Source organism: Magnetovibrio blakemorei (assembly GCF_001746755.1).
Taxonomy (GTDB): Bacteria; Pseudomonadota; Alphaproteobacteria; order Rhodospirillales; family Magnetovibrionaceae; genus Magnetovibrio; species Magnetovibrio blakemorei.
The window spans coordinates 22,889-39,251 of record NZ_MCGG01000028.1 but is presented as its reverse complement, the minus strand read 5'-3'; the positions used below and the strand labels follow the sequence as shown (position 1 = coordinate 39,251).

At 47.9% G+C, this 16,363-nt stretch carries 17 protein-coding genes, 1 tRNA gene and 1 pseudogene; 7 read left to right on the top strand and 12 right to left on the bottom strand.

Annotation, left to right across the window (positions count from 1 at the left end; all coding sequences use genetic code 11):
• Positions 1-419 (top strand): hypothetical protein (locus BEN30_RS18645; RefSeq protein ID WP_170827021.1); only part of this gene is annotated, 419 nt, incomplete at its 5' end.
• Between the two features lie 264 nt (positions 420-683).
• Here BEN30_RS18645 and BEN30_RS09935 read toward each other — a convergent pair.
• Together BEN30_RS09935 and BEN30_RS09930 are read right to left on the bottom strand one after the other, a co-directional pair.
• Positions 684-1,283 carry a hypothetical protein gene (locus BEN30_RS09935; protein ID WP_139134964.1) on the bottom strand — a complete coding sequence of 200 codons (600 nt, stop codon included), beginning with the start codon at positions 1,281-1,283 and terminating at the stop codon, positions 684-686.
• A gap of 68 nt (positions 1,284-1,351) precedes the next feature.
• On the bottom strand, positions 1,352-1,708 hold the full coding sequence (locus BEN30_RS09930; RefSeq protein WP_069958195.1) for a hypothetical protein: 357 nt from the start codon (positions 1,706-1,708) through the stop codon (positions 1,352-1,354).
• 198 nt (positions 1,709-1,906) lie between these two features.
• Between BEN30_RS09930 and BEN30_RS09925 the strand changes: the two genes are divergently transcribed.
• The 5 genes from BEN30_RS09925 (at position 1,907) to BEN30_RS09905 (ending at position 8,384) form a co-directional block, all read left to right on the top strand.
• Entirely contained in the window at positions 1,907-2,443 is a 537-nt protein-coding gene (locus BEN30_RS09925) for a TetR/AcrR family transcriptional regulator (protein WP_069958194.1), read from the top strand.
• 18 nt (positions 2,444-2,461) lie between these two features.
• Positions 2,462-3,535 carry an efflux RND transporter periplasmic adaptor subunit gene (locus BEN30_RS09920; RefSeq protein ID WP_084005349.1) on the top strand — a complete coding sequence of 358 codons (1,074 nt, stop codon included), beginning with the start codon at positions 2,462-2,464 and terminating at the stop codon, positions 3,533-3,535.
• 15 nt (positions 3,536-3,550) lie between these two features.
• Positions 3,551-6,625, top strand: a complete 3,075-nt coding sequence (locus BEN30_RS09915) for an efflux RND transporter permease subunit (protein ID WP_069958192.1) — start codon at positions 3,551-3,553, stop codon at positions 6,623-6,625.
• A 19-nt stretch (positions 6,626-6,644) separates the two neighbouring features.
• Entirely contained in the window at positions 6,645-7,586 is a 942-nt protein-coding gene (gene rssA, locus BEN30_RS09910; protein ID WP_069958198.1) for a patatin-like phospholipase RssA, read from the top strand.
• A 228-nt stretch (positions 7,587-7,814) separates the two neighbouring features.
• On the top strand, positions 7,815-8,384 hold the full coding sequence (locus tag BEN30_RS09905; protein ID WP_069958191.1) for a tyrosine-type recombinase/integrase: 570 nt from the start codon (positions 7,815-7,817) through the stop codon (positions 8,382-8,384).
• A 159-nt stretch (positions 8,385-8,543) separates the two neighbouring features.
• Here BEN30_RS09905 and BEN30_RS18640 read toward each other — a convergent pair whose 3' ends face one another.
• From BEN30_RS18640 to BEN30_RS09895, 4 genes are all read right to left on the bottom strand, one after another.
• Positions 8,544-8,714 carry a hypothetical protein gene (locus BEN30_RS18640; RefSeq protein WP_170827019.1) on the bottom strand — a complete coding sequence of 57 codons (171 nt, stop codon included), beginning with the start codon at positions 8,712-8,714 and terminating at the stop codon, positions 8,544-8,546.
• A complete protein-coding gene (locus BEN30_RS09900; protein ID WP_139134963.1) occupies positions 8,711-9,466 on the bottom strand; it encodes a hypothetical protein in 756 nt (251 codons plus the stop codon). The genes BEN30_RS18640 and BEN30_RS09900 overlap by 4 nt, the downstream gene beginning before the upstream one ends.
• A 118-nt stretch (positions 9,467-9,584) precedes the next feature.
• Positions 9,585-9,950 (bottom strand): hypothetical protein, encoded by a 366-nt coding sequence (locus BEN30_RS18340; protein ID WP_139134962.1) that lies wholly within the window; start codon positions 9,948-9,950, stop codon positions 9,585-9,587.
• Positions 9,951-10,031: 81 nt separating this feature from the next.
• On the bottom strand, positions 10,032-10,676 hold the full coding sequence (locus BEN30_RS09895; protein WP_069958189.1) for a hypothetical protein: 645 nt from the start codon (positions 10,674-10,676) through the stop codon (positions 10,032-10,034).
• A 128-nt stretch (positions 10,677-10,804) separates the two neighbouring features.
• On the opposite strand from BEN30_RS09895, the gene BEN30_RS09890 reads away from it, so the two are divergent.
• Positions 10,805-11,770: a hypothetical protein gene (locus BEN30_RS09890; protein WP_069958188.1), complete on the top strand. Its 966-nt coding sequence runs from the start codon at positions 10,805-10,807 to the stop codon at positions 11,768-11,770.
• Between the two features lie 249 nt (positions 11,771-12,019).
• Here the strand turns inward: BEN30_RS09890 and BEN30_RS09885 are convergent, their stop codons facing one another.
• From BEN30_RS09885 to BEN30_RS09860, 6 genes and pseudogenes are all read right to left on the bottom strand, one after another.
• Positions 12,020-12,463, bottom strand: a complete 444-nt coding sequence (locus tag BEN30_RS09885; protein ID WP_069958187.1) for a hypothetical protein — start codon at positions 12,461-12,463, stop codon at positions 12,020-12,022.
• Positions 12,460-13,656 (bottom strand): tyrosine-type recombinase/integrase, encoded by a 1,197-nt coding sequence (locus BEN30_RS09880; protein ID WP_170827018.1) that lies wholly within the window; start codon positions 13,654-13,656, stop codon positions 12,460-12,462. Before BEN30_RS09880 ends, BEN30_RS09885 begins: the two co-directional genes overlap by 4 nt.
• Before the next feature lie 166 nt (positions 13,657-13,822).
• Positions 13,823-13,915 (bottom strand) — tRNA-Ser (locus BEN30_RS09875).
• A 114-nt stretch (positions 13,916-14,029) separates the two neighbouring features.
• Positions 14,030-14,530, bottom strand: coding sequence for a YbaK/EbsC family protein (locus BEN30_RS09870; RefSeq protein WP_170827017.1), 501 nt, complete (start codon positions 14,528-14,530; stop codon positions 14,030-14,032).
• Positions 14,531-14,591: 61 nt separating this feature from the next.
• Positions 14,592-15,227, bottom strand: a complete 636-nt coding sequence (locus BEN30_RS09865) for a glutathione S-transferase family protein (protein ID WP_069958184.1) — start codon at positions 15,225-15,227, stop codon at positions 14,592-14,594.
• Positions 15,228-15,282: 55 nt separating this feature from the next.
• Positions 15,283-16,362, bottom strand: a pseudogene (locus tag BEN30_RS09860) (threonine aldolase family protein).
• Position 16,363 lies beyond the last annotated feature (1 nt).

Sequence of the window (16,363 nt, the reverse complement as noted above, 5' to 3'; positions counted from 1 at the left end):
CCCGTGTTCACAAGGGCTATTCGATATCCGTCGAAGTCGATGGCATGGATGCGTATTACTTAAATTTTATGGATGCTGATAGCTGGTATGCGACAACAAAATCGCCACAGCCAATCATCAACAATGTGCTCAGCACCATTCCAGCAATTAACCAAAACCGCAATGTCGATGAACATATGCAGTTGGCAGATTTCACATCCAAACATTCACACATCACCATACCGCGATGGACATGTGTGTTGGACATAGAAGCAAACACCCCAAACATTCATTTTATAAATTGGGATGACGATAACAAAATGTTTGGCTGGAAGATGTTCAAAGAAACTAACTTGAACGGCAATCGCCGACACACGCATGTTTATGTGGATGATTATAACCAACTGGAGCTACAGCTGGGTAGAAAACAAGCTGCTTAAGATATTTGGGGAAGCGCGAAAGCGTTTCCTCAATGTTTTCTGCGGATGTGCTTCATCGCCATGGACATAACATCATCATGGCTGTCACGCTGTTGTTCTAAGGTTTGGACTAGCTCGCCGATTCGAAGGCTACCGTTTTCAATCCAAGTTTCTGACCGAGAGATAAATTCTGACCTTAGTACGAATATATCTCCGGCAAGCCTCCGCTTCGGGTCAAAAACAGAAGTTTTGCTCCCGCCAGAAAATATTGAAAATCTCTTTCATTTAGCGGATGTATTTTTCGTAGATAACCTTCAGGGCAATAACGCAGATCACTGGGCCAAAAGCCATAAGCGATATTTCACCTAAGTTGTTAAATATATGTTTGAGATTTGTCCAACTAGGGGCAACCACCCAAAAATAGGAAGAGGATGAACCGATTACCCAGATGGCAGAAACAAAGCCATAAACCCTGACTGTTTTCTCCTCCCAGTTGGTTGCAAAGTAGTTAAGGGTCGTTAGCACCAGATAACTGCTTACAGTAATCACCGCAAACATGGCGAGAATAGACAAGATGTCCCACGCTGGCTGTCCCTGCCGGTACTTTTGTTCCTTTGTAATTTTGTTTGAGATGTAGTCAAACTCATCCTGCGACTGCGCCCGGGCCAGTTGCCTGTAATAATCAAGCTTATAAGGCGAAGCATCCAATGCAGAATGGATATTGAACTCAGGGTCGCTGATAAAATTTGGGCTGGGTTGGAAATTAAGTACGGTGAGTTGGAATAAATTTGGGAACACTAAAACCATCAATACGACAAAGGGAAGGAAGGCGTAGAATAGTCGAGTTATAGGGTTTCTCAGGCCTAGTGGGTTCGATTTATTCATGTGTCTCTCCAGACTGTCTTCACGGGCCACGTTACGCGCGATGGCGATGCTTGTTCGCCGTTAACATTTTAGAGTCTTTTGATATAGCGCAAAGCGTTCTTTGTAAGTTTATCTTTGCGGGCTTGTTCGAGCTCAGCGGCTTGAATTTCGTTGGCGATCTGTGACTGGATGGCTTCAAGTTCGGCTTGTGCAGCAGCAACTTCTGTCTGTTTAACAGACAAACTTCCGCCATACATCAGCCCACGCAGTTCACGGAGTTGCGCTTGCTGTTTAAGATATCGCCGTCTAAGCAGCTTCATGCGGTGAACATGTTTAAGGCCCAGCCTTGGCGTCACACATCCATCATCAAAATCCAAGCGATTTGTCTTGATGTCGTAGCTGATGGTTGGTGAAATTGGTGTTTGAATGATTTCGTGTAAGCGCATGTGATACCTCCGAGTTAGAGATATTTATTACGATCATGTCCGGTGATAAGGTCATAGCTGAGACTTTGATGGGCTATCAAAAATGGTGAAAATTGGCCATAACGGTCATTCAGTCTGTACATGGCTAAGTTCGGTTTATGGTGCGGGACGAGAAAATCAACATTTGACAAATTGGTCATATTTTGTCAAATGTGTCCTATGCAAAATCATGAACCACTCAAAAACGTGTTGATCGCCTTTGCCTATCATGGGTTCAAAAAGGCATCCATGGCGGTTTTGGCCGCTGCCGCCGATGTGTCGCGTCAAACGCTTTACAACCGGTTTAAGACCAAGGATGCGGTGCTCGATTGGGCCGTGGGTGGGTATATTGACTATTTGCGCAACCAGCTTTTGGCGTCATTGGAATGTGATGACGACACCGTGTCGGATGCGTTGTTGACGGGATTTTGCCGTTTGATGGGTGATGATGTCACGTTGATGCATGAATCTCCCTACGGTGCCGAAATCATGGAACTTGGAACCAATTCGCTAAGGGCTTTTGAAGAAGACCCCATACATCGCATTGAGATGGATATTGCAGCTTTCTTGCTCGACCATGGGATTTGCGAAGCTTCAAAAGAAGCTGAAGAAAAAGCATTTCTTTTGGTCATGTCCGCAAAGGGCCTGATGGTTAAAGCCCGCAGTTATGACGAATTTAAAGCAGGGATGTCGCGGCTCATCTGCGCGGCTCTCTAGTTCTTTCTTTGGAGACAAATGATGAAACATCTCGCTGTTTTGGCGGCAAGCCTGTTTGTGTTGGTCGCTTGTGATGAGGCTCCAGAGAACCCGGGTACAGTCCAGGACCTGACGCGTCCGGCGAAGATTGCTGTCGCCACGTCCAAAATCGTGGCCCAGGAAAAAGTTTTTCCGGCCGTCACTGAAGCAGCGCGCAAATCAGTGCTGGCCTTTCGTGTCAGTGGACAAATCACGGAGTTGCCTGTTCTTGCCGCCCAGGTGGTGAAAAAGGGTGAGCTGATTGCTCGGTTAGATGACACGCCCTATCAAAATTCTTTGACCGAAGCCAAGGCTGCGTACGAACTGGCACGTACGAATTTTGAACGCCAGGAAAAATTGTTCAAGCAAAAACATGTCGCCAAATCAAAACTGGACGTGGCCCGGTCCAATTTCGATACTGCCCGTGCAGCCTTGAAACGGGCACAGGACGATATCGGTTACACTCGCCTGACCGCACCCTATGACGGTATCATCAGCCGTGTGGATGTGGACGCGTTTCAAAATATTCAGGCCAAGGAACCAGTGGTTCAATTCCAGGGCGATCAAAACATCGACATTGTATTTAATGTTCCCGAAAACCTGTTTTTACGCATCAATAAAGACAACACGAATGGCGGGCGGATTAAGGTTCGCTTTGATTCTTTGCCAGAACGTACATTTGATGCCCTTTATCGAGAGCATGACACCTTACCCGATACGGCGACGCGCTCCTTTAAAGTGACTGCCACCATGGTACGGCCAACAGACATTACGGTTATGCCGGGTATGAGCGTTAGCGTGCTGGTTGACTTGTCGCGGATATTAAAGCCGAAAATCCAAGGCGTCCAAATCCCTATTGAGGCATTATTCGAAGCTGACGGGCAAACCTGGGTGTGGCGTTTGAATGATGAAAATATCGTGCAGCGCACTGCGGTAACGGCGGGTGGCATCGTTCGTCAATACGTAGTCATCACAGACGGGCTCAGCGAAGGAGACCGTGTCATTGCCGCAGGGGTTTCCCATGTGCGTGCCGGACAAAAAATCCGTCCCATGAAAAAAGAACGCGGAATTTAGGCTGGGATCGCTGTCATGACTTTGACCGAAAATGCCATCAAGAACAAAACCGTCAGTTGGCTGGTAACGCTGTTGATTATCGGCGGCGGCATCCTGGCCTTTTCGGGGCTGGGGCGCTTGGAAGACCCCGAATTCACCATCAAACAGGCCGTAGTGGTGACCGAGTACCCCGGCGCGTCTTCGCGTGAGGTGGAAGAAGAAGTTACCTTGCCCATTGAAAATGCCATTCAACAATTGCCCTACGTCAAGAATATACAATCCATCTCATCCGCTGGCTTGTCCCAAGTCACGGTTGAGATGAAAAGTATTTATCGCAAAGCTGATCTGGCACAAATCTGGGATGAAATGCGCCGCAAAATCCGCGACATGCAGGGCGACTTGCCAGCAGGTGTACAAACACCACAGATTAATGATGACTTCGGGGATGTATACGGCATTTTCTTTAGCATATCCGGTGCGGGCTACAGTTATGAAGAGCTTGCCGATTACACGGACTTTTTGCGCCGTGAATTGGTTTTGGTCGACGGCGTGGGCAAAGTCACCGCTGGCGGACAACGCAAAGAACAAATCATCTTGGAAGTGAACCGGGCAAAAATGTCTGCGTTGAACAGCTCGCCCACGGCGATTGTCAGCTTGTTGGAAAATCAAAATCTGGTCAGTGACGCAGGTCACCTACAAGTGGGCAGTGAATACATTCGCATCAGTTCAACAGGCGTCTACGACAACGTTGAAGATTTGAATAACCTGATGTTGGGCCGTGCCAATGGCCAGATCATATATTTGTCTGATGTGGCAACGGTGACGCGCACCTATGCCGATCCACCAAAACAGATTTATCGCTACAATGGCGAAGACGCCCTGACCCTTGGGGTTTCGTTTACCAGCGGCGTCAATGTTGTAAGCGTCGGCGAAGCGGTTAATGCGCGGTTGGCAGAACTTGAATACGCGCGGCCCATTGGCATGAAAATTGGCGTAATTTACGACCAGCCCCAACAGGTTGACACATCGGTTACAAACTTCCTGGTCAGCCTCGGTCAGGCCATTGGAATTGTCGTCGTGGTGCTGTTGATCGCCATGGGGCTGCGTTCCGGCATTTTGATGAGCTTGGTGTTGTTGCTGACTATCTTGGCAACCTTCATTGTCATGAACATTTTCGCTATTGATTTGCACCGCATTTCCTTAGGTGCCCTAATTATTGCCTTGGGTATGTTGGTGGACAATGCCATCGTCATCACCGAAGGTATTTTGATTGGTCTCAAACGTGGATTAACACGCGTCAAAGCCGCCACGCGCATTGTTTCACAAACTGTGTGGCCCCTGTTGGGCGCGACGGTGATTTCCATCATCGCCTTTGCCCCTATTGGCTTGTCGCCGGATGCGTCCGGTGAATTTGCAGGGTCTTTGTTTTGGGTGTTGTTGATCTCGCTGATGATCAGTTGGGCGATGGCAATTACACTGACACCATTTTTTGCCAATTTGATGTTTAAAGAATCCGTGCATGACGAAGACGCGCGGGATGCGGCTGCAGACCCTTATCAAGGCGTTTTTTATCAGGTTTACAAAGGCGTTCTTTTACAGGCCCTGCGGTTTCGCGGGGCAACCAGCGCTTTGATGGTGAGTGGTCTCGCCTTGTCCATTTATGGCTTTACGTTTGTCAGCCAGTCGTTTTTCCCGCCATCAAATTTGCCGGTCTTTACAGTCGATTATTGGTTGGCGGAAGGTTCCGACATTCGTGTCACAGCGACGGATATGGCCGCCTTAGAACGTGAGATTCTCGCCAATGAAAATGTGACAAAGGTAACGACCACCGTTGGACAAGGGGCCTTACGGTTCATGCTGACCTACAATGGTGAACGCAATTACGCCAGCTATGGTCAGTTCATCGTGGAGGTCGGTGAATTTTCTAAGGTGGCCTCGACCAGGGCCTGGGTCGATGATTTGGTCCGCGAACGTGCGCCACAGGGTTTTTCCAAATCGGATCGGTTTTTTGTTGGGCCCGCGTCCAAGGCCAAGATCGAAGCGCGTCTCAGTGGGCCTGATAGTGCGGTCTTGCGCAAGTTATCCGATCAGGTGATAGACATTTTTCACAACGACGCAGATGCTATCAATATTCGTCATGATTGGCGCGAACGCACTAAAGTTTTGCGTCCACAATTTGCCGAAGCCGAAGCCCGCCGTTTGGGCATTTCAAAAACGGACCTGGACAATGCCTTGTCCATGAACGTCTCGGGCATGACTGTCGGTATGTTTCGAGATGGTTCGACCATACTCCCCATTTTGGTGAGGCCGCCGTTGTCGGAACGCGCCAATGTTGGTCAATTGGATAATATTCAGGTTTTCAGTCCGGCATTGGGCGAGTACGTGAATATCGATCAGGTGATCCACGGCATGAACCTGGATTGGGAAGACCCATTGATCATGCGCCGGGATCGCAAACGCACGATCCAGGTTTGGGCGGATGAAGATCCACTGGGGCCAACCAATTCTTTTGCGTTGTTTGAACGTCTGCGCCCTCAGGTCGAATCCCTTGATCTCCCGCCCGGTTATGCCCTTGAATGGGGGGGGGAATATGAAGCACAAAAGTGGGCCAACGAAGCGGTCTTTAAGTTTGTCCCTCTGGGCGTTTTGGTGATGGTGTTTATCACTGTGCTGCTGTTCAACTCCGCCAAGCAAACAGTGGTGGTCTGGTTGACGGTGCCGTTGTCCATCATCGGTGTCACCACGGGGTTGCTTACTTTTAATCAACCTTTCAGCTTCACAGCCCTGCTGGGATTTCTCAGCTTGTCAGGGATGGTGTTGAAGAACGGCATTGTGTTAGTGGAGGAAATTAAGCGTCTCAACGAAGAGGAAAACGCGACCATGCACGACGCCATTGCTGACGCTGCCGTAAGCCGCCTTCGCCCTGTGGTCATGGCAGCAATTACTACGGTACTGGGCCTGATCCCCCTGTTAAGTGACATATTTTTTGCACCCTTGGCCGTGACCATTATGTTTGGCCTTGGTTTTGCTACAATTCTAACTTTGATCGTCGTACCGGTTCTATTCGCTTTGTTTTATGGCGTGCATTTTCATCGGGGTGAAATTCACTAATGTCAGAGTGGTATCAAATATGAATGCAAGAACACCTATGATTGGGCTTGCATTGGGTAGTGGGTCGGCGCGTGGCTGGGCACATATCGGCGTTATTGAAGCCCTGGCGGAAATAAACATACACCCCAGTATCGTTTGCGGTACGTCCATTGGAGCCCTTGTTGGCGCTGCACAAGCCGTTGGTGAATTACAATCACTGAGAGATTGGGTGTTAACCATTGGCTTGCAAGACATCATAAGGCTCATGGACTTCAGCCCATCAAGTGGAGGTTTAATCCAAGGTAATCGCTTGTTGGAGTTCTTTAACGATAAATATGCAGATGTTGCGATAGAAACACTCTCCACTCCTTATGCTGCTGTAGCTACGGAATTAGCATCTGGTCGAGAAGTCTGGCTACGGGAAGGTTCGCTCATGAATGCCGTGAGAGCCTCAATTGCCATGCCTGGACTTTTTAGCCCAATGCAAGTTGATGGCCGGTGGCTTGTGGATGGTGGCCTTGTGAATCCAGTCCCTGTGTCAGTTTGTCGGGCGTTGGGCGCAGAAATCATCATTGCCGTTAATTTGAACGGGGATCTTGTCGGTCACCGTTCTCAGATACCAAAAGCACTAGATGTGGATGCCAATAAGGCGGCAGAAACTGCAGGAACACTCGAAAAAATAATGTCGGCATTTCCAGACCAAGTGAAAAATATGGCCCAGCAATATTTCATCGATAATTTTAACTCAAGCAAGGATGCACCTGGATATTTTGATATTCTTTCAGGGTCCATAAATATTATGCAGGACCTTATTACACGAAGTCGCATGGCAGGAGACCCACCCGACCTTATTTTGTCGCCGAGATTATCTCATATTGGGCTTTTAGAATTTAATCGCGCCGAAGAGGCCATCGAAGAGGGCAGAAGATGTGTTCGTCAAGCACTGCCAAGGCTACAAGAAATTGTGGGGTGCCGTTTGTGATAAGTATGCCACCCTCAAAAGCGTGCGCTTTGGGTCATTTTCGGAAGTTATAGCGCTATCAAAACTTAGTCCGCTTTGCTACGAGCACCGGAATTCGAATGTAATCTTTGTATAAAACCATCATCAACCGCTGATTTCTGAGCTTTTCAGCATCCGATTTCGGGGAGACTGCCCAAACTTGTGATGTGACACTACCCATACGATGAAAACATCATATGGAGCAGACAAATGTCTCAAGCCGCAGTCCTAAAAGAAACCGAGTTAAAGCGTGTTCTCGCTGTCGTTACGCAACACGGAACGTTAGCCAGCCGCAACCGTTTAGCAGTGTTGTTGTCGCACTGGGCCGGAATGCGAGCGGGTGAAATCGCCGCTATCAAAATTATGGATGTTGTTAATGACGATGGCGCTGTCCGGGATCGCATTCATTTGTCCGTTGAACAGACAAAAGGAAAGCGCGGACGGACGGTTTTTCTCAATACCAAGCTTCAACGCGAAATCGCCAAATATCTTGAATGGCGTAAATGGACGGATGAACGCAAGCCGTTAATCCTCAGCTCGAAAGGCGGACACTTCACGCCGACCAGCATGGTAAATCTGTTCAAGCGAATTTATGTCCAAGCCGGATTGCCCGATGCCCGTTCACATAGTGGCCGACGCTCGTATTTAACGACGCTGGCCAACAAGGGCGTATCGGTGTTTGTGCTTCAGCAATTGGCTGGCCACCGCTCAATCCAAACAACTCAGAGATATGTCACTGTGAATGAAGATATGATGGTGAAGGCTGCTGAGTTGGCGTGATGAAAATTCTGCTCAGCAGAACTTTGTCTGTTAAACAGACAAAAAAACGGGGCTCCGAAGAACCCCGTTTTATTTTAGCGAAGACATTTGAAACAACCTTCAGGCGTTGCCTAGTCTAGCTGTTCGTCATCAATTAGGTTGATGACCTCGATTTTGATACTAGCGATGAGAACCGTATTTTGTTTTCAGGAAAACCTGTCCGTTACGGTCTTTTGCATAAATGTACCCAGGCATCCACTCAACAATCGTGAACCCCATTTCATTTAGCTTCTTGATGTCTTCCTGAATATCATCAAGCGCATAAGCTTCAATCCGCTCAACACTCATCATTTAAGCCTCGCTGGCAAAATAAACCACCAAGAACCATAATTAGCTTTACAGGTAATCTGCAATGCTCCGTCGTAACTCACGCTAAATAGCGTCTCATGTTTAATGCAGATTGCAGCGATGTTTTCTATCACATCGATTGGCCAATAAAGTTCTCCATTTGGTTTACCTATCACTCGACCAACGACATCACCTACATGCGTCGATAATCTTAGACTATTTACTCCAGAAAGGCCGCCAAACAAGAAGAGCACCTTAGATTTTTCAAGCACACACTGAAAATACCATTCATACGGCTTGATGGGCTTCCATTGTTTGATCCGTTTCGATAGCTCGCCTGCAGGCGTAAAAAACTTGAAGTTCCAATTTGTGCCCATGAACTTAGCCAAATTTGGAAGTAGGTGATTTCTTACAAGCGGCAACGTAAGCTGGTTTTTTTCAGTAACTACCCTGAAAAAATCCTGCTGGTTTGTCGTTACAAACTGACAACTCTTAAAATCTGTATGACACAGGAATTCATTCAAAAGCTTACCCGCCTTTGTATCGATCCCGCTATCCGATTTGATCTCCGGAAAAATTGCATTACTAATAAAATGAAAAATAACTGTTTTCTCCTCATTCATTCCCGAAAATTTCGTTTCATTTTCTTTGCATTCCATACGGGCAATAGTCTTCAGTTTACTAAAGCCAGCAAGCATTTCTGACGTCATTTCAACAAAACCGTTTGATGGCTTTTGGATTGGATTTTTAACCATTTACTTTCTCCTTATATCGCGCACAAGGCCATGCACACGCTCTTGATTAAAGACCGCATGGCTAGTCAGTTAAATTGTTGGGAAGCGATGGCGTGGCTTGATGCCACGCCTATCGTTTTTATGCCGGTTTTGTTGGCGGTGTAATGTTCTGCTGAACAGAACTTTGGCTACGCTGATTGTTTGCGTGACGTTCCAAAACAATCAAGAGCTCTCGGAAACATCCATTGACTGACACACAGATACTTTTGATCTGGTCGTCAGTAAGAGGAAGCCCCTCGAGAAGCGCGATCTTCTTTGCAAACTTTTCCATTCGGGCAGTGTTTGGATGGTCAAAGCACACTTGAGAAAGTCGGCTCTTTAATGACCCGTGTATTTTCACCAGCACGTTGGTCGTTGCCATGAATAGGGTGGAACTTGGAGCCCTATCCATAAAACCACTCAATGTCATTTGGTTTTGGGTGGTCAATAGGTCGAGCTCGCTCAAAATCACGTAGCGTTCGCCATTACCGTTCGCCCATTGCTGGGCGTTTAGAAGTGCGATGGACGCAGTGGCTAAATTGGTGAATTAGGCGGCTAAAGCCGGAATGGCGCGTACGGAAACCAAGCGTTGATCGCTAAGCACAACAACGTTGTTTGTTAACGCTACACATGTGACACAATTACGCATGTAGCGACGGTATGTAGCGCAAAACTCGTCAACAGACAGCTTAGGCAAGTTAATTTTTGCGCGCAGTTTGTTAGTTGCAACAAGCGTATGCATGTAGTGTGCAGACGGTCCAGTTTTTACAATACGTGCAACTGACTTAACACGCGCATCAGCACTTTTTGTAAGCTTAGATACGTTGTTAACTTGGTTAGCTTTAACAGCTGCGCGTTTGGCTTTACGCATAGCAGCAAGCTCGATTTTGCGTTGTGCAGCTTGCTGTGCTTGCTGCTTTTGCAAACGCACAGTTTGCGCGTTAAGTACGTTGTTTAAGTGTTGTGCATGTGCTGCCTGTTTTGCTTTGTTTGCTGCAACAGCTTGCTTATTAGCGTTAAGCTTTTTTTGCATGTATTGCGCATTTGAAACAGGTGTGCTGCGCTTGTTTTGCGCATGGTACTTAGTAGTGCTAGCTGCAACTTGTGCGCTGTAGCTAGCTTTAGTGTGTGCGTTAATTTGTGCTTGCGTGTAGTATTTAACAGGTTGTTTTTTGTGTGTTGTTTTAAGCATTGTGTTGTCCTCCTATTGACCTATTCAGAATAACTTGGAATAAGGAGGGCAAAACGTGTCGTTAGTTTTTATGACGCCAAAACATATATATATGTTTACATTCAACGACTTATACTGTGTGACATTCTATGAATAATAAGCAAAAAGTTCACTTTTATAGCTTTTACTGGACGTATCCTGATGAAGGATATCACCCAAAATATTTGGATTGGCCTGAAATAAAGGAAATGCGCCAGTATCTCCCTGAAGCTGTACAGCGGCACATTGATGAACATCCAAACTATGCTGTGCAGAATGGAAAACGTGAACGAATTATCGTTACACCCAAAACAGATATGAATATCGAAGATGCGCTTCTATCGTCCAGAACGATTGCACTTCAATATTCCATGATACAGCAAGTCATTGAAGGATGGTGTGCCGATGAAAACATCAGCACATCTATGAATTGCTACGCTTATGAAGAACCGGAGAGCCGTTCATCTCAATCTATTCAAATGCTGCTAGAACAATTTTTAGACGTCTATAGGCGCAAGGTTGACGAGACAAAACGTAACCACAATGAAAAGGTATTCATCATCAAGCCGAGTTATCGTTTTGAGAGATGGAGACATAGCCCTTGGATTGAAGAGTTTTTCAAAACACATGCCGACGAACCTGTTCTTCGGCCCGTTGACATAACGCAACACATTACAGAAGCTCCACAGTATGGATTAATTGATGTCCCCTTAGGTATTTCATTCAGTGACGGGGAACGGGCTCTTAATGAACATATGAAAGACATGCTCGACCATTTCAAATGGCATCAGGTGCAGAAACAAAACCATACTCAGATAAAAAAAGGAAAAGCAAAACCTGACAACTCGTTTGGTCAGGTCGTCTATAATAGCGCGGCAGAGTACAATAAAATTCTGCAAGAAAAGGTCTGGGAAATTACCGACGGTGATGAAAGACTTTCGTGGGAATATATTGCAGCCATGCTTACTGAGATGAAGTTTCCCAGCAAAGACGCAAAAATCATAGAATGGAATTCGGCAAACCTGAGACGGCGAGTAGACCCTAAACGGGGAGGCCTTACTAAAACGAAGGCCTAGGAAAAGGCTTTTATACAAGAGCTCGTTCCGTTCAGTGAAAGTTCTGCTCAGCAGAACTTTGTCTGTTAAACAGACAACACAATCACCCCATTCCACAAAACAGATCGCCTGCATGTGATAAAAACATCTGATTGCCACGTATCATTACATCTTAAAAAGTACGGCCCGCGCACACTGTAAATAATGCATTGAAAACATTTGTATTTTTGAGTGAATGTGATCTTCTAGTTAAAATATCACATTTGCACTCTATTCTGGAGTCGCTAGTGTCTGGCTATGCATTTCCTCTATGTCAGTGAGAACTGACATATATTGATCGTTTGTCAAGACCGACAGCTTATTATCCAATTCATGCCGAGTTGCATTCTCCAGTTCAGAATTGTCAGAAAATTCATCGACAGAAACAGTCGCAAGAATCATCTGCTGGTTATCGAGCTTCTTCGAAACGATAAAGTCCAGAATTGCCTTCCTATTAGCCGGGTCTTGCTCCTGTTGAAATGGGGAGTCGATGAGCATCGGGCAGAAAACAACGGTATTAAATTCGTTGATTGTGCTCAGAAATGCAAAATACTGCGCCAAAAGCGCACGAGGAAGATCACTGCCTAACGCATTATTCTTTATCTGCCTATCAAGTGTTTTGTAGTCGTCCTCACTAAGCACACCGACATTCAAGGAATTTAAAAACTCCTTCATCCGGGCCTTGTAACGTCACTATAGTATCGCTCAATCATTTCCACACTCGTCCCGCACTGGGTCGCTATGTTGTAGACGTTGACGCCTGCTGCAAGTGCAAATGTAATGTATGTGTGGCGCATAGAGTACATGCTTAACTTTTTGCCTTTGTTATGTGTCGCACCCGCTGCAACAAGCATGTTATCAAAAGCCTTACGTGGATCACGAAGCTGCTCACCGTTCCACTTGGTAAACACATAATCATTATCAGCATTGAATTTTGTGTACTGTCTCCACCATTCCAATCTGGGTTTTAAGTAAGGCCTCGCAACAACGGGCCTCTTACCTGTTTTGCTGTCAGATATAAAAACCTGAACCGTTTTCGCATCGCCGTATGTGAAATCCGTTATGTCAGACCACTTAACGCCCAATATCTCATGTGGTGGTCTGGCTCCTGTCGCTAATGCGAAACGAACGAACATATAGAGTAAGTTTCGTTCGTGATGTCTGCGCGTTAACGTCTCGCTTCTGCTCCCATTAATTTGCCTCAATACATTCGTCATCTGCTTTTTTGTAAAGCTGACACGCGCATTTGGGTCTTTTTTGGATTGCTTGTGAGGCGAGTCCCACATGGGTATTTGACTGTGCTTCAGCCATTCATTCATCACCGCAAACTTAAACACATGGCGCAGCACCACATCTTCAATACGCAAACGCGCGGTGGATGTTTTTTTATGTTGAGCTGGACGCTTTGCATCTTTGCCGTTGCGCTCAAAATAAATGTAATCGATGTCTTTACCAGGGCCATCCGTCCAGTACTTCACGCGCCAAGCATGGTAGGCCTTGATGTCCCTAGCCTTCACATTGTCGATTTTTTTATCTGCAAAATATTCACATAGATAGCGGTTGGCGACATTGCGATAGTCACGTTGCTGTTTCGGGTCTTTGTGTGTGTATTGGCTTGCCCACGCCTCAGCCACATCGCCGAATGTTTTTGATTGTGAATTGATGCCGTGTTTTTTGAGTGCAAAGTGTTCGTGGATGTAATCCCGCGCCGCTTCCATCGCAGCATCCATGTCCGTTTGTTTGGTGTTCCAAACCTTGCCCGTGTTTACAAACCCATCGCCATAGAATCGCGCTTGAATAGATTTGCGGTCAGCACGTTTATGAAACGTGGCCACAATTCCTTTATATTCAATGCGTTCGCTGGACATACGCGCTCCTAGTCGGAAGTACACTGGTAGCATAGCCCGACATCCGTACGGCTAAAAGCAAAAACGGACGGTAAACGTACGGTGGATATTTTGGTAATTTTGGGCCTTAAAACCCATGCCTAAAAACAAAAAAACCAGCAGCTAAGCTACTGGTTTTATTGTATTCTGGCGGACAGGGAGGGATTCGAACCCTCGGTACGGGTTTACCCCGTACGGCGGATTAGCAATCCACTGGTTTCAGCCACTCACCCACCTGTCCGCAGGGGTTCGGGTGGCACCGAACGCCCCCTTCTTAAACGTCTCTGGCCTTGGGATCAAGCGGGTTTTCTCATGCGCTTCAAGAGGTGCTTGAAAGGGGCTTGAGAGTTTGTGTTTAGGCGGGGACGACCGGAGTGGCGACGGCGTAGGAGACGGTTGCGTTTGACACCGCTTTCAGATCATCCACGGACGTCGCATAAACGCAATCGCCGTGTCCGGCTGCAACGTAAATTTTGTCAAAACGCTTCAAGCTGGCATCGATGGCAGTGGGCAACTTGGACACGGACCCCAGCAAGGAAACAGCGCCGGGGGCAAAGCCCGTCACCGCCCGCACCAAGTCGGCGGCAGGGCGCACCACATCACCTTCGAGGTTAAAAATCTTCGACAACTGATCTTCACGACATTCATGATCGCCCGCCACCATGACCATGACAAAACGATTGCCAATCGTATACACCACCGTTTTGGCGATGGCCCCCAGCTCGACCCCCAAAGCCTTGGCGGCCTCAGCGGTGTTGCGGGTGGAGATGTTGAGGTCTTGCACGGAATCAGGCAAATGGGCGTCAATAAGCGCCTTGCGGACCCGTCTGACCGTGTCTAATTCCAGATTGCTCAAGCCGTGCTCCCTTAAGCTGAGGCGCTTTCCAAACAGAGTATCGAATAATCTTATACGGGCTTCATACGGGTGCGGCCGGAACGTTCATTCCCGCTTCAACCGATTCGCGCTTGGAAAGCATATCATACCAGCGTTTAACGTGGGGGAAATCACCTAAATCCACCTTGTGAAAGGTGTGGCGCGACACCCAAGGATAGGTCGCTATATCGGCGATGGAAAAAACGTTGCCCGCCAAATAGTCTTTTTCCGCCAACTGCGCGTTCATCACCTTGTACAGGCGCTGAGTTTCATCGCTGTAGCGTTTTTTGGCATAAGGCACGTCTTCCTTGGCGAACTGAATAAAGTGGTGAGCCTGACCAAACATTGGGCCCACACCGCCCATCTGGAACATCAACCATTGCAGAACCTTGTAGCGTGCCTCTCCGCTGGTCGGCAGCAAGTCTGCGCGTTGACACTTTTCCGCCAGGTAGATCAAGATGGCGCCGGATTCGAACAACGAGATCGGCGCGCCCCCCGGACCGTCTGCATCGACGATGGCGGGGATTTTGTTGTTCGGGCTGATCTTGAGAAAGTCCGGCTTAAATTGGTCATCTTTCATGATGTTGATGGGGTGGACGGTGTAGGCCAAGTCCACTTCTTCCAGCATGATGGAGACCTTTTTGCCGTTTGGCGTGCCCCAAGTGTACAGATCAATCATCGCGTCCTCCAAAAAATCCCGTGTGCATCAACACCTTGATTACATATATAGCGCCCTAGCTGAGGAGATCAACGATATCATCGGCCAAGCGGTCGACGGTTTCGGGCAACAGGTCCCACGAACACATAAAACGGCAGCCCCCTTCGCCGATAAAAGTGTAAAACAGCCAACCGCGCGCGCGTAAGCCTTCGCGTACCGCCTTGGGCAATTCAACGAACACACCGTTGGCTTGCGGTTCAAACAACACTTGGGCCCCCGCTAAGTCCTTCACCCGCTGATACAGCCGCTCGGCCATGGCATTGGCGTGTCGGGCGTATTTAAGCCACACATCATCGGCCAACACCCCCAACCAGGGCGCAGAAATAAACCGCATCTTTGACGCCAGTTGCCCCGCCTGCTTGGCGCGATAGGCAAAATCTTCGGCCAAGGCTTTGTTGAAAAAGACCACCGCCTCGCCCACCGGAAGGCCATTTTTGGTGCCGCCAAAAACCAACACATCTACACCTGCGCGCCAGGTGATATCGGCGGGGCTGACGTTTATGCTGACCACCGCATTGGCAAAACGCGCCCCATCCATGTGGATGCGCAAATTATGCCGTCGAGCAACCTCGGCAATGGCACGCACCTCTGAGACCGTGTACACGGTGCCGACTTCGGTGGCCTAGGTGAGCGAAACGGCTTTGGGCTTAGGATAGTGAATATCGCTGCGCTGGGTGGCCAATTTTTCAATGGCATCCGGCGTCAACTTGCCGTCAGCCCCACTGGCGGTGAGCAGTTTGGCGCCGCCGGAAAAAAACTCCGGCGCACCACATTCATCGGTTTCAATGTGGGCTTTTTCATGACAAATGACGGAATGATAGGATCGGCACAGGGACGCCAGCACCAACGCATTGGCCGCCGTGCCGTTAAAGACAAAAAAGACTTCACAGTCGGTTTCAAACAGATCGCGCAGGCGGTCGCAGACCTGATGCGTCCAACTGTCTTCCCCATAGGACACTTCGTGGCCGGTCTCATTTGCCCGTACAAATGCTTCCATGGCTTCGGGACACACCCCCGCCGTATTGTCGGATGCAAATTGTTGCGCCAGGGGCTTGATCCTTTTTGTGTAAAGGAAGGTTACGGGATTGTCGCCCAAG

What these genes read in the sequence shown, in the direction of transcription:
- BEN30_RS09885 (WP_069958187.1), bottom strand. Translation starts at nt 12,463, where the DNA reads ATGAAGGAGTTTTTAAATTCCTTGAATGTCGGTGTGCTTAGTGAGGAC.
- BEN30_RS09900 (WP_139134963.1), bottom strand. Translation starts at nt 9,466, where the DNA reads ATGGTTAAAAATCCAATCCAAAAGCCATCAAACGGTTTTGTTGAAATG.
- rssA (WP_069958198.1), top strand. Translation starts at nt 6,645, where the DNA reads ATGAATGCAAGAACACCTATGATTGGGCTTGCATTGGGTAGTGGGTCG.
- BEN30_RS09930 (WP_069958195.1), bottom strand. Translation starts at nt 1,708, where the DNA reads ATGCGCTTACACGAAATCATTCAAACACCAATTTCACCAACCATCAGC.
- BEN30_RS09925 (WP_069958194.1), top strand. Translation starts at nt 1,907, where the DNA reads ATGCAAAATCATGAACCACTCAAAAACGTGTTGATCGCCTTTGCCTAT.
- BEN30_RS09935 (WP_139134964.1), bottom strand. Translation starts at nt 1,283, where the DNA reads ATGAATAAATCGAACCCACTAGGCCTGAGAAACCCTATAACTCGACTA.
- BEN30_RS18640 (WP_170827019.1), bottom strand. Translation starts at nt 8,714, where the DNA reads ATGATGAGTGTTGAGCGGATTGAAGCTTATGCGCTTGATGATATTCAG.
- BEN30_RS09915 (WP_069958192.1), top strand. Translation starts at nt 3,551, where the DNA reads ATGACTTTGACCGAAAATGCCATCAAGAACAAAACCGTCAGTTGGCTG.
- BEN30_RS09865 (WP_069958184.1), bottom strand. Translation starts at nt 15,227, where the DNA reads ATGATTGATCTGTACACTTGGGGCACGCCAAACGGCAAAAAGGTCTCC.
- BEN30_RS09920 (WP_084005349.1), top strand. Translation starts at nt 2,462, where the DNA reads ATGATGAAACATCTCGCTGTTTTGGCGGCAAGCCTGTTTGTGTTGGTC.
- BEN30_RS09890 (WP_069958188.1), top strand. Translation starts at nt 10,805, where the DNA reads ATGAATAATAAGCAAAAAGTTCACTTTTATAGCTTTTACTGGACGTAT.
- BEN30_RS09895 (WP_069958189.1), bottom strand. Translation starts at nt 10,676, where the DNA reads ATGCTTAAAACAACACACAAAAAACAACCTGTTAAATACTACACGCAA.
- BEN30_RS09880 (WP_170827018.1), bottom strand. Translation starts at nt 13,656, where the DNA reads ATGTCCAGCGAACGCATTGAATATAAAGGAATTGTGGCCACGTTTCAT.
- BEN30_RS09905 (WP_069958191.1), top strand. Translation starts at nt 7,815, where the DNA reads ATGTCTCAAGCCGCAGTCCTAAAAGAAACCGAGTTAAAGCGTGTTCTC.